This window comes from Streptomyces sp. NPDC039480 (genome assembly GCF_055597165.1).
This window is the reverse complement of the sequence record NZ_JBVITX010000004.1, coordinates 527,537-540,407: the sequence shown is the minus strand read 5'-3', so window position 1 is coordinate 540,407 and position 12,871 is coordinate 527,537. Positions and strand designations below refer to the sequence as shown.

11 protein-coding genes are annotated in these 12,871 nt (G+C 69.6%); 9 read left to right on the top strand and 2 right to left on the bottom strand.

What is annotated here, in order from left to right:
* Positions 1 to 24: 24 nt before the first annotated feature.
* From ACZ56E_RS16295 to ACZ56E_RS16255, 9 genes are all read left to right on the top strand, one after another.
* Positions 25 to 2,286, top strand: coding sequence for an ArnT family glycosyltransferase (locus tag ACZ56E_RS16295; protein WP_471214623.1), 2,262 nt, complete (start codon positions 25 to 27; stop codon positions 2,284 to 2,286).
* Between the two features lie 803 nt (positions 2,287 to 3,089).
* Positions 3,090 to 4,616, top strand: coding sequence for a pyridoxal phosphate-dependent decarboxylase family protein (locus ACZ56E_RS16290; protein WP_471214621.1), 1,527 nt, complete (start codon positions 3,090 to 3,092; stop codon positions 4,614 to 4,616).
* Between the two features lie 9 nt (positions 4,617 to 4,625).
* Complete coding sequence (locus tag ACZ56E_RS16285) at positions 4,626 to 6,203, top strand: phenylacetate--CoA ligase family protein (protein ID WP_471214620.1); 1,578 nt, start codon at positions 4,626 to 4,628, stop codon at positions 6,201 to 6,203.
* 22 nt (positions 6,204 to 6,225) lie between these two features.
* Positions 6,226 to 6,834: a hypothetical protein gene (locus ACZ56E_RS16280; protein ID WP_471214618.1), complete on the top strand. Its 609-nt coding sequence runs from the start codon at positions 6,226 to 6,228 to the stop codon at positions 6,832 to 6,834.
* A 49-nt stretch (positions 6,835 to 6,883) separates the two neighbouring features.
* A complete protein-coding gene (locus ACZ56E_RS16275; protein WP_471214617.1) occupies positions 6,884 to 7,693 on the top strand; it encodes a hypothetical protein in 810 nt (269 codons plus the stop codon).
* Between the two features lie 27 nt (positions 7,694 to 7,720).
* Positions 7,721 to 8,152 (top strand): hypothetical protein, encoded by a 432-nt coding sequence (locus tag ACZ56E_RS16270; RefSeq protein WP_471214616.1) that lies wholly within the window; start codon positions 7,721 to 7,723, stop codon positions 8,150 to 8,152.
* Between the two features lie 36 nt (positions 8,153 to 8,188).
* Positions 8,189 to 8,740 (top strand): hypothetical protein, encoded by a 552-nt coding sequence (locus tag ACZ56E_RS16265; protein WP_471214614.1) that lies wholly within the window; start codon positions 8,189 to 8,191, stop codon positions 8,738 to 8,740.
* Positions 8,741 to 8,810: 70 nt separating this feature from the next.
* Complete coding sequence (locus tag ACZ56E_RS16260; RefSeq protein WP_471214613.1) at positions 8,811 to 9,620, top strand: polysaccharide deacetylase family protein; 810 nt, start codon at positions 8,811 to 8,813, stop codon at positions 9,618 to 9,620.
* A 29-nt stretch (positions 9,621 to 9,649) separates the two neighbouring features.
* Complete coding sequence (locus ACZ56E_RS16255; protein WP_471214612.1) at positions 9,650 to 10,084, top strand: SRPBCC family protein; 435 nt, start codon at positions 9,650 to 9,652, stop codon at positions 10,082 to 10,084.
* A 33-nt stretch (positions 10,085 to 10,117) separates the two neighbouring features.
* On the opposite strand, the gene ACZ56E_RS16250 is transcribed toward ACZ56E_RS16255, so the two are convergent.
* Both ACZ56E_RS16250 and ACZ56E_RS16245 read right to left on the bottom strand, forming a co-directional pair.
* A complete protein-coding gene (locus ACZ56E_RS16250) occupies positions 10,118 to 11,269 on the bottom strand; it encodes an XdhC family protein (RefSeq protein ID WP_471214611.1) in 1,152 nt (383 codons plus the stop codon).
* Positions 11,270 to 11,322: 53 nt separating this feature from the next.
* Entirely contained in the window at positions 11,323 to 12,780 is a 1,458-nt protein-coding gene (locus tag ACZ56E_RS16245; RefSeq protein WP_471214610.1) for an NCS2 family permease, read from the bottom strand.
* Positions 12,781 to 12,871 lie beyond the last annotated feature (91 nt).

Genomic DNA, 12,871 nt, shown 5'->3' with positions numbered 1-12,871 from the left:
CCCCGTACCGGTAGAAGCATGGCCATGACGTCTCTCACGACGACCGCGACCGGCACGGCCGGCCCCGCCCCGGGCCCGTCGCCACGCCGCCGGCTGCTGTTCTGGCGCTCCCCCGCCGACCAGCCCCGGTGGGCGCGGCCCGCGCTCCTCGGCATCGCCGCGCTCGCCGCGCTGCTCTACACCTGGAACATCACGAGCAGCGGCTTCGCCCCGTACTACTCGGTGGCGGCGCGCAGCATGTCGGTGAGCTGGGAGGCGTTCCTGTTCACCAGCCTCGATCCGTCCGCCACGCTCACCCTGGACAAGATCGGCGGCTTCCTGTGGCCGCAGGCGCTCTCGGCGCGGGTCTTCGGCTTCCACGACTGGGCGCTGACCCTGCCCCAGTGCCTCATGGGCGTGATCTCCGTGCTGGTGATGTACCGGATGGTGCGCCGCTGGCAGGGGCCCGCCGCCGGGCTGCTCGCCGCGGGACTGCTCACGGTGACGCCCGTGCTGGCTTCCATGTTCGGCCACGCGATGCTCGACGGCTCGCTCCTCATGTGCCTCGTGCTCGCCGCCGACCAGTACCAGAAGGCGGTGGGCACCGCGCGGCTGCGGTCGCTGCTGCTGAGCGCCCTGTGGGTCGGGCTCGGCTTCCAGGCGAAGATGATGGAGGCGTGGATCATCGTGCCCGCGCTGTTCGTCGGCTATCTCGTGGCGGCGCCGGTCCGGCTCCGGCGCAGGATCGGCCAACTGGCGGTGGCGGGCGTCGTGCTGTTCTCGGTGTCGCTGTCCTGGGTGGCCCTGATGACCTTCACCCCGGAGGACGACCGCCCGTACGCGGACGGCTCCACTGACAACAGTGCGGCCGCGATGGTCTTCGGCTACAACGGATTCAATCGGTTGCACGCGGGGTTGGTCGACGGGGCGGCGTTGTCCGACGCGGACAGAGGCGGCGGGCGCCCGGCGCCCGGGCCCCAGGAGCGGAAGCCGGGGCCGGACACCGGCAAGCCCGGACCGACCCCCGACAGCACCGACCGCGGCAATAGCGGCAACAGCAACAGCAAGGATGACAAGGGCGGTAGCGGTAGCAGCAACACCGACAGCGGCAGGACGTCGGGCGCGCCGCCCGACGACGCGTCGACCAGTCCGCTCAAGCTCTTCGAGAGCTCCCGCTTCACCCCGCAGATCGGCTGGCTGTACCCCCTCGCGCTGAGCGCCTTGGTCTACGGCCTGATACGGCACCGCAAGGGTCCCCGCACCGACGGGGCACGCGCCGGTTACGTGATGTGGGGCGTTTGGCTGATCGGTGTCGCCGCGCTGCTCAGCTCCTTCGACTTCCCCCACACCGCCTACCTGGCTCCCCTTGCGCCACCGCTCGCCGCGCTGTCCGCCGCCGGGACCGTCGCCCTCTGGCGCGCGCACCGCACGGCCGAGGGTGGCCGACGGGGCTGGGTGCTGCCCGCCGTCATCGCCGCCGAGACGGCCTGGGCCGTCCATCTCGCCTGGGACTACACGGACTTCGCTCCCTGGCTGATCCCGGTGCTCCTCGTGGCCGCGCTCACCGCCGTCGTCGCCCTCGGCCTGCGCCGGGGTCCGGACAGCGGGCCCGCCCGCCGTATCGGCGTGGTCGGGCTGCTGGCCGGCTGCGTGGCGATGTTCGCGGCGCCGGCCACGTGGTCGCTGTCGGTGCTGAACGAGCGGCGTGCGGGTTCGGCGTTCGACGCCTCCGCAGGGCCGCTGCCGGCCGGACTGCCGTCCGGGAAGGCGTCCATCAGCCACCGCCCCGGCGTGAGCGGCGGAGCGGGCGGCACGGCGGGCGGCACGCCCGACGGCATGGGCATCGTGGGCCGGGACGTGCGCACCACCCTGACACCCGCTGAGCGCGGGCTCTTGGAGTACGTCAAGGAGCACGACGGCACCGCGAAGCACCCCATGTCCACCGAGACGTGGGCAGCCGCGGCCCCCTACATCTACGCGGAGGGCGTGCCCGTCCTGCCCCTCAGCGGGATGCACTCGGCGTCCGTCACCCTCACCGAGTACCGGGAGCTCGTCGCCGCCGGCGACATCCGGTTCGCACTCGTGAGCGGCGAGCGCACGAAGGCGTCGGCGATCAGCTCCTGGGTCGCGTCGGCCTGTGCCGAAGTCGACCCGCAAGCGTACGGCGGGCCCCGAGGCGACGGCGCGCGGGACAAAGGCGTTCGGGGCGACGGGCCCCGAGGCGACCGCGCCCCGGACGAAGCCGGCCCGAAGGCACCCGAGCAGACCCTGTACCGCTGCGCGCCGTCCGACGCCACGAGTTCCTGACCGGGCGGCACCACGACCACGCGGCGTGCCGGCCACGGCACGCCCCTTCGGGAACGGGGGAGGAGCGGTGGCCGCCCCGGCGACACCCGCCGGTGCGGTCACCGCACCCCGCGTATCCGGCCCCCATCCGTTCGATATTGCAGCCCGGCGTGGGCTTTTCGTGGCCGGATCCCCGTGACGGAGCGCGAGGTACCCGCGCCGAACAGGACGCCACCCCGGCCGGGAGAGGGCGGCCCCGCCGACGGCACGGCGAATGGCAGGAAACGTCTTGTTGCACAGCCCCGCACCCACCCCCGTTCCTGCGTTTCTGCCTATCCGCCGTGCACATGCCGACGGCATGGTGTCCGAAAAGGGCGGAGCGGGGATGAAGTTCCCGATGCCTCCGGTTACGCGTGTGACCACAGTCGATTGACAAACCATCAGGTGGTCCGCGCTCCCTTTCGGACAGACCCCGGGCTTTCGATTTCTCGTTGAATCCGAACGGCCTACGGTTGTTTTCGTGGGGGCAGGCACTGACCATGCCGGAGAGACGGCCGCTGCGCAGACGTATTCGAGGGGGAATCCGTGCGGTCGACGCCGAACGCGCGCCGCAGGAAAGGAGTTACCGTCCGGTTTGACCAGCCGGTCGGTAAGCCTGCGTACTGCCTCTCGATGAAACCTGCCCCCTTGTCCGGCCGGCGCGTGCCGGAACAATCCATGTCGGGTGACACAGGGCTTTCCAAGGGGGGACCCCAGTGACGGAATCTCAATCGAGCGATCCCGAAGCGGAACGGAGGGGCTCACTGGCGGACCGGAGCGGCCTGTTGCTGGAAGCCTTTGATCCGCAGCAGTTCCGGGAGCATTCGGAGACCGCGCTCGCGAAACTGGAGAAACATCTCTCGGACCTGTCGATCAGGGGCCTCGAGCTGATCGAGCCCGCGACACTGTCCCAGGCCGCGAGAGCTCTCATGACGACCGAGCACGAGAAGATCACCGCCTTCGACGAGGAGCGTCTCGCGGGGATCATCGACCTGTACATCCGGACGGGCATCCAGGTCCACTCCCCCGGCTACATGGGGCGGCAGTTCTCCGGCGTCGTACCGCTCGCCGGCGTCATCGACTTCGTCAGCTCCGTGGTCAATCAGCCGGCGTCGTTCTACGAGGCGGGCCAGCTGCCCAGCGCCGTGGAGCGGATCATGGCCGACGAGCTGAACCGCTTCATCGGGTGGGACCCGGACAGCTTCACCATGATCACGACGTCGGGCGGCTCCCTGGCCAACCTGACGGCCCTGCTCGCGGCCAGGAACGAGAAACTGCCCGGGTACTGGTCACAGGGGGGTTCCGCGGTGCGCGGGCAGCCCAGGCCGGCCATCGCGGTGGGCGCCGACGTCCACTACAGCGTGGCGCGGGCGGCCGGCGTGCTCGGCATCGGCGACGCCCAGCTCGTACGCCTGCCGCTCAACCGGCAGCAGCAGATCTGCCCGAGCGAGGTGCGCGCCACCCTGGAGGCGGCCGAGCGGCAGAACCTCAAGGTGTTCTGCCTCGTCGCGTCGGCGGGCAGTACGTCGGTCGGCGCCTTCGACCCGCTCGACGAACTCGCCGACGTGGCCCGCGAGAAGGACCTCTGGCTGCACGTCGACGGCGCGCACGGCGCGAGCCTGCTCGTCTCGGACACCCTCCGCGACCGGCTCCGCGGGATCGACAGGGCCGACTCCCTGACCTGGGACGCGCACAAGATGATGTTCGTGCCCGCGCCCTGCACGATGCTCTTCTACCGGAACAAGGACACCGCGCTCTCCGCATTCCGGCAGAAGGCCAGTTACGTGTTCGAGGAGGAGCAGGACATCTACACCGCGTTCGACAGCGGGGGAAAGAACTTCGAGTGCACCAAGCGCCCGATGATCATGACCCTTTGGGCGCTGTGGTCCATTTACGGACGGGCCCTGTTCGCGGAGAAAATCGAGTATCTCTGCCAGTTGACGCGGGAGGCCCACGACACACTGCGGGCCGACCCCGACTTCGAGACCCTGCACCGCCCGGAAGCGAACATCCTCTGCTTCCGCTACCATCCGCCCGGCCTCGCCAAGAAGGAAGTGCACCGGCTGCAGATCGCCATCAGGAACCGCGTCAAATTCGAGGGGAACTTCTTCATCTCGAAGGTGAACGTCGACGGAGTGGCCGCACTGCGCGTGGTCATGATGAACCACCGGATAACCGGCGAGCACTTCCGCATGCTGCTCTCCGAAATCAGAAAGACGGCCGAGGATCTGCTCGCCGCCGAAGAAGCACCGGAAAAGGGCATGGCAGAGCACACAGCAAAAGGCACAGCAAAGGGAACAGGTAAAGCGTAGAGGGGACGGATGTTGAGTACATCTCACGCTCCACAGGCAACGCATGTCCCACCGCCCGCGCCGGCCCCCGGCGGCGCACGCGAACTGGCCAACTGGCTCATCCCCGACTGGGAGCTGCAGCCCGAATCCGTCGAGGCCGTCACCGTACTCCCCTCCTTCGCGAGCAAGATGCGCGAGTGCGAGCGGGTCTGCCAGACGCTGTACAGCGAGATCCCGCACGAGATCCAGGACGCGGTCGTGCTGCGCCGCCTCCAGCAGATGGTGAACACCGTGCTGCTCAACCCGCTGTGGCGGGAGCGGCTGCGGGGCGCCGGCATCACGCACGCCCCGGAGACGTACGAGGAGTGGCAGCGCGTCCCGCTGTCGGACAAGGACGTCCAGCGCGACTTCTTCATGGACACGCGGCCGGGCATGGTGGTGCCGCTCACCCGCGGCGAGTTCGAGATCGTCGCCAGCGGCGGCACCAGCGGCGGCAAACCGCTCGAAGTCGTCTACGCGTTGCGCGAGTTGAAGGACACGTACGAGATCGCGGGCCGCTTCATGGGGGCCTACCAACTCGCCGGGCACCTCGCGGGCACCGACCCCAAGTGGCTCTTCACCACGCTGGCGGACTACCAGATGTGGAGCAGCGGCACCATGGTCGGCGGCGTGCTCCAGCACGTGCCGGGCGTCAACTACGTCGGCGCAGGACCCGTCACCGCCCCCGTACTCGAGCACATGTTCTCCTACCGGGGCCCCAAGGCCCTCATGGGCATCTCGGCGGGCATCGCGATCCTCGCCGAACTCGGCGCGGGCATGCGCCAGGAGTACCGCGACAGCTTCCGCGTCGCCCTGTACGGCAGCGGTGTGCTGCCGCAGCGCAAGCGGGCGGAGCTCCAGGCGCTGTATCCGAACCTCGCGATCCTCAGCTACTTCGCCGCCACCCAGGCGGAGACCATCGGCCTCCAGCTCGACGCCGCGTCGCCCTGGCTGTCGGCGGTGCCGGGGCTGCACTTCATCGAGATCGTCGACGAGGAGGGGCGCCAGGTCCCCGAGGGCGAGGAGGGCGAGCTCGTCGTCACCCGCCTGCACGCGCACGAGACGCCGCTGCTGCGCCTGAAGCTCGGCGACCGGATGATCCACCGGCCCCGCACGGACGGCCCCGGCCTGAAGACGCGGCAGTTCGAGTTCGCGGGGCGCACCGGGGACGTACTGCATCTCAACGACAGCCAGTACTCGGCGGCGCGGGCCTACGCCGCGCTGCGCGACGAGCTGAAGGCCGCCGACGTGGTGGACCTGGACGCGGTGGCGCACGACGTCCAGTTCGTCAACCACCGGGAGGGCAGGACGATCACCCTCTACGCGGCGGTCGACGACGTGCTCGGCCTGACCTATCGCGCCGACACGGTGCTCGGCCCCTACGGCCTCCAGCAGGTCTTCGTGAACGCGCTGCCGCGCGCCCTGTCGCTGTTCAACCACGGCGAGGCGAACGCGGCGTCGATCGAGAGGACGGGATACACCCTCCAGCTCAAGTTCGTGCCCCGGCTGTCCGCGGAGATCGAGCGGACCGCCGTCGGAAAGGTCCCGCTGGTCCGGGACCGCGGCTAGGCACCCGAGAACAGGGAGAGGAATGAACAGGAGCGGAATGAAGTCGCAGGTCAACATCATCGCCGTCGTCGACGTCATCGGAGCGCTGTCGATCAAGTCGCTGCACGACGGCAACCTCTGCATGGTGGACGACAGCGCGTTCGACAGCACCCATCAGGGCACGCCGAATCTCGTCACCGTCGTCAAGCCCGGCCAGGTCGTGTCCTGGACCGCGCTCGCCGTCGACCTGCAGACCCCGGTCGAGATCAAGAGCATCTCGTTCGCGCCCGCCGAGGACCGGCAGGGGCAGCAGGGACAGCAGGGGCACGGCGCACCCAGTGGGCCCGCCGTCGCCACCGCCACGCCGAGCGCCCCCGGCATGGGCACGGCCGTCCCGGGCCCCACCGGCGCAACGGGCCCCACGGGCACCCAGACCCCGCAGCCCCACCAAACCCCTCAATCCCACCAGCCCCACCAGCCCCACAACTCGCAGGAGTCCGACGGCGAGAAGCTCGACCTCGACGTATGGACCGGAGTGGTGCCGCACTGGATGACGCCGGGCGTGCCCTACCAGTACCGCCTCGAGCTCCAGATGTACGAGGGCGCCAACAGCGTCATGACCATCGACTCACCCGCGTTGATGTGTCAGTAGCGGTCCGCACGACGACGGCAAGGCCGGGAACGACGACGAAGGCGGAATCATGCCCCAACAGTTGGCGATCATCGTGCTCGTGGACGTCGGCAACGCGCTGGCCACCAGCACCCTCGAAGGCAACACCTATCTGTTCGACAACATGAAGCTGCACGGTTCCGAGAACCAGGGGACCGGCGATCTGGTGACCGCGATCCACGGCTCCTACTGGCGGGACGGCTCGCAGGCCAGCGAGCAGGTCCTGAACTGGCTGCCGTACAGCCTCGGCTCCATCCCGCCGACCGTCCCGCGCGGCTACGAGGCCGAGCGGGCGCGGCAGACCGACGACCAGGCGCTGGCCGAACTGCAGGAGCTCGCCGCCAAGTCGACGGTGCCGAGCGCCGACGCGGCCGCGGAGCTCAACCGCATCCGGCGGAGCGTGGGCACCCGGGTCAAGACCACCCGGCGCACCCGGGGCCGGCTGTCCGGGCAGAAGGTCGTGGACGTCCAGGGCCAGGTCGTCACCGAGGACGCCACGGCGGCGGCCAGCCCCCCGGCGCCGGTGATCACCGACATCTACGGCGAGGCCGTGGACGCGAAGATCATGTACCCGGCGGAGTACGGCTCCCCGGACATGGTGACCGACGGCTGGTACTGGTCGGCGTCGGTCGACACGTCCCGCCCTGGGACGTACTCGTACATGATGCGCATCCAGCTGCACAAGCTGTCGCAGGCCAACGGCGAACTCCGGTGGGAACCGGTGAACCTGACGTGCGCGTCGGCCCTGAAGATCACATCCGAGCCGCGGCGCAACGCCTTCACCAAGGCGGGTCTGGGCCAGCTCCCCATCCCGCCCTCGCGCCCGGCCCGCGGCGCCTGACCCCCACCGGACGAGGAGGAGGACCCGATGACGACCAAATCGAAGCCGCGGGAGACCACGGCGAAGCGGCCGGTCTCCATCACCGCCGTCGTGGACTGCGTGGGCGCCCTGGCGGCCGGCGAGATGACAGGCCACCTGTACATGTACGACACGAACCGGGCCGGGGGATCCACCGGGTTCGGCACGGAGGAGCTCCGGACGAAGGTCCGGCGCGGCGACCAACTGCTCTGGAACTGCCTGGCGTTGGAGTGCGAGGCGTACGTGTCGATCGAGGACATCGTGATCGACCGTGAGATCTGCGAGCCGGTGCGGAAGGTGTATCCCGGCACCGACGTGTCGTACTGGGTCGCCACGGTGAAGAAGGCGAGCCTGGAGCCGGTCGCGTATCAGATCAAGTTCAAGCTGGGCACGAGGGACGAGCCGATCACCACCACCCTGTCGTCGTCCCTCGTCGGCTAGGGGTCAGTCATGACGGCGTACGCGAAGGAGGAACGGGTGAGCACCACTACGCGCGGTGGCGTGGAGAAGCAGAACCCCGGCCAGCTGAACTCGGTCCAGCTCAACATCGTGACGCTCATCAACATGGAGCGGGCGACGGCGACGGGTTCGCTGAGCGACGCGATGTACATGATGGACAACAGCATCGGCGGCAAGGGGCAGGGCACCTCGTCCCTGGAGACGGTGTGCAAGCAGGGGCAGGTGATCAACTGGATCGTCCGCCCCATCGACATGGAGAAGCGCCTCGACGGCACCTGGCCGCCCATGCCGAAGATCAACAACATCGTGTTCCTCGACACCGAGCTGGGTGACGAGGAGGACGTGGCGGAGCGGCGGATCTTCAACGAGCTGAAGATCTACGGAATGCCGGACCGCATGCGGGACAAGTTCACGCCGGTCTACTACTACTGGGCCGGCACGGTCATGAGCACCGCGAAGCCGGGCCTGTACCGGTACCGGCTCGTGATGGAGCTGGAGCAGGAGAACAAGAAGGAGCGGCTGTACCTGAACACGGCCATCCACCCGTCGATCCGGGTGATCCCCGTCTAGCCGACGCCACAGTCACGTAGGGCCGCAAGCACTATGAACCGGGTGTATACGCCCTGTGTATAGTGCTTGCATGCCTGCCGTGAACACACCTTCCGCCTTCAAGACGACGCGCTCGGCCAAGAGGTTGCGTCGCACCGCCCCCGTCCTCGCGGCGGGGGCGGCTCTCGCCCTCGCGCTGACCGGGTGCACCCAGCTCGACACCACGTCGCCCAGCTCCGTGCGCAAGGACGGGGCGGCGGCGAAGGCCGCGGACCAGGGGAAGTTCGGCACCGTCGACTGCCGCAAGGCCAAGTGCGTGGCGCTGACCTTCGACGCGGGCCCCAGCGAGAACACGCCCAGACTCCTGAGCATCCTCAAGAGAGAGAAGGTCCCCGCCACCTTCTTCACGCTCGGCAAGAACCACATAGAGAAGTACCCCGAGCTGGTGAAGCAGATGGACGCCGAGGGGCACGAGGTGGCCAGCCACACCTGGTCGCACAAGATCCTCACGAAGATCGGCCCGAAGGAGGCACGCCGCGAGCTGGAGCGCCCGAACGAGGCGATCGAGAAGCTCATAGGCAAGAAGCCGACGCTCATGCGTCCGCCGCAGGGCCGCACCAACGACGACGTCAACAAGCTCTCCAAGGAGCTCGGCCTCTCGGAGGTCCTGTGGACCGTCACCGCGAAGGACTACACGACCAATGACTCGAAGCTGATCCAGCAGCGCGTCATCGACCAGACGAAGCGGGACGGCATCATCCTGCTGCACGACATCTACAAGGGCACGGTCCCGGCCGTCCCCGGTGTCATCACCGAGCTCAAGAAGCGCGGATACGTCTTCGTGACGGTGTCCCAGCTCCTCGCGCCGGGCAAGGCCGAGCCGGGCAAGGTTTACCGCTAGACCTCTGGACCTCGTGGCAGGCTCGGGGCGTGGCCATCTTCCAGATCACCCGAGACACGCACCTGCCCGCCGCCGAGACGTGGCGCAGGCTGACCGCGTGGGAGCGGCACGCCGACGTCGTCCCGCTCACCCGCATCACGGTCCGCACTCCCCCGCCCACCCACGCGGGCACGGTCTTCGTCGCGCGCAGCGCGCTCGGCCCCGCCGGCTTCGACGACGTCATGGAGGTCGTCGACTGGTGCCCGCCGGACGGCACCGCTCCGGGGCGGTGCCGGCTGGAGAAGCGGGGGGCGTTCATGACGGGCTGGGCCGAGATCGAGGTCTTCCCCACGGCCGGCGGTTCCGCCGTGGTGTGGCGCGAGGACCTGCGCGTACGGTGGCTGCCCGCGCTGTGCGACGGGGTGCTGTCGTCCGTGTCACGCCGGGTGTTCGGCCGGGCGGTGGACCAGCTCCTCGCGCCCTGACCGCCGACGCGGCGGACACTCCGCGCCGCGCCCTCAGGCGACGGAACCGATGCGCCCCGAGGGCCGGCTCGACGCGTCGTGGTGGATGGGGGTGTGGGCGCCGGTCAGGGAGGTCCCCGTGCCGCCGCGGCGGTTCGCGACGATCTCCGAGGCGATCGAAAGGGCCGTCTCCTCGGGCGTACGGGCGCCCAGGTCGAGGCCGATGGGCGAGCGGAGGCGCGCCAGCTCCAGCTCGGTGACGCCGACCTCGCGCAGGCGCTTGTTGCGGTCCTCGTGGGTGCGGCGCGATCCCATCGCGCCGACGTAGGCGACGGGGAGGCGCAGGGCGAGCCGCAGCAGGGGGACGTCGAACTTGGCGTCGTGGGTGAGGACGCACAGGACGGTGCGGCCGTCGACCTCGGTGCGCTCCAGGTAGCGGTGGGGCCAGTCGACGACGATCTCGTCGGCGTCCGGGAAGCGCCCGGCCGTGGCGAAGACGGGCCGCGCGTCGCACACGGTCACGTGGTAGCCGAGGAACTTGCCCATCCGGACCAGCGCCGACGCGAAGTCGATCGCGCCGAACACGATCATGCGGGGCGGCGGGACGCTCGACTCGACGAGCACGACCAGCGGCCTGCCGCACCGGGAGCCGTCCTCGCCGATCTCCACGGTCGCGGTGCGGCCCGCGTCGAGCAGCGCGCGGGCCTCCCCCGCCACCGTGCGGTCCAGCTCGGGGTGGCCGCCGAGCCCGCCCTCGTACTCCCCCGTGGGGCGTACGAGGAGAGCGCGGCCGAGCAGTTCGGCGGGCCCGGACGTGACGCGGGCGACGGCCGCCGCCTCCCCCGCCGAAGCGGCGGCGAGCGCCGCGGCGAACACCGGCCTGCACACGGCGTCCGCGCGGACCGGGGTGACGAGGATGTCGATGACGCCGCCGCAGGTCAGACCCACGGCGAAGGCGTCGTCGTCGCTGTAGCCGAAGCGTTCGAGGACGGTCTCGCCGTCCGCCAGGGACTGCCGGCACAGTTCGTAGACGGCGCCCTCCACACATCCGCCGGAGACCGAGCCGATCGCCGTGCCCTCGCTGTCGACGGCGAGCGCGGCGCCCGGCTGCCGGGGCGCGCTCCCGCCGACCGCCACCACGGTGGCGACGGCGAAGTCACGTCCTTGCCCGACCCACCGGTTCAGCTCGTCGGCGATGTCCAGCATGTCGGCCTCCTCAGGGCTCACAAGGCTCTACGGGTGTGCGGAGGGCCGGCGCCTCAGTGGACGCCCAGCCAGCTCTCGATGGGGTTGAGGGCGAAGTAGACGATGAAGATCAGCGTCAGGCCCCACATGAAGGCGCCGATCTCGCGGGCCTTGCCCTGGGCGATCTTGATGGCGACCCAGGAGATGACGCCCGCCGCGACACCGGTGGTGATGGTGTACGTGAAGGGCATGAGCACGACGGTCAGGAAGACCGGGATGGCGGTGGCGCGGTCGGCCCAGTCGACGTGCCGGGCGTTCATCATCATCATCGCTCCGATGACGACGAGCGCGGCGGAGGCGACCTCCTGGGGCACGATCGCGGTCAGCGGCGTGAAGAAGAGGCAGGCCGCGAAGAAGAGGCCCGTGACGACCGAGGCGAGGCCGGTGCGGGCGCCTTCGCCGACGCCGGTCGCGGACTCGACGAAGACGGTCTGGCCGGAGCCGCCCGCCACGCCGCCGATGGCGCCGCCGGCGCCGTCGATGAACAGCGCCTTGGACAGGCCGGGCATGCGGCCCTTGTCGTCGGCGAGGTTGGCCTCGGTGCCGACGCCGATGATGGTGGCCATGGCGTCGAAGAAGCCGGCGAGCACCAGCGTGAAGACGATCATGCCGACCGTCATCGCGCCGACCTCGCCCCAGCCGCCGAACTCGACCTCGCCGATGAGCGAGAAGTCGGGCGACGAGACCGCGCTGCCGTGCAGTTCGGGGGCGCCGTTCGCCCACTGCTTGGGGTCGATCACGTCGAGTGCGTTGAGTACGACGGCGATCAGGGTGCCGGTGACGATGCCGATCAGGATCGCGCCGGGGGTGTTGCGCGCCTGCAGCATGAAGATGAGGAGCAGGGTGCCCGCGAAGAGCAGCACGGGCCAGCCGGAGAGTTCACCGGCGGGGCCGAGGGAGAGCGGGGTGGCCTTGCCGGGGTGCACGAAGCCGCCCTTGACGAGGCCGATGATGGCGATGAACAGGCCGATGCCCATGGTGATGCCGTGCTTGAGGGCGAGCGGGATCGCGTTCATGATCATCTCGCGCATGCCGGTGACCACGAGAAGCATGATCACCACGCCGTACATCACGCACATGCCCATGGCCTGCGGCCAGGTCATCTCGGGCGCGACCTGCGAGGAGATCACACCGGACACGGAGAGTCCGGCGGCCAGGGCCAGCGGCACCTTGCCGACGAAGCCCATGAGGAGCGTGGTGACCGCCGCGGCGAGCGCCGTCGCGGTGATCAGGGCCTTCTGGCCCATGGTGTCCCCCGCCGCGTCCTTGCCGGACAGGATCAGGGGGTTGAGCAGGACGATGTACGCCATCGCCATGAACGTGGTGATTCCGCCGCGCACCTCACGCGCGACCGTGGATCCCCGCCGGGATATGTGGAAGTACCGGTCGAGCCAAGATCTGCCGGCCGGGACGCGTGAGCCGGAGCCCGCGTCCTCCGCGGTGGTCTTGGGCTCCACTGAAGACTGGGTCATGGTGCCTACTCCCAAGGTTCACAGGGGCACCCGCAGAGTTGCGGGATTTGGGATGGTGCGTTGGCTGCACGACCCGGGGGACGGCCCGAGA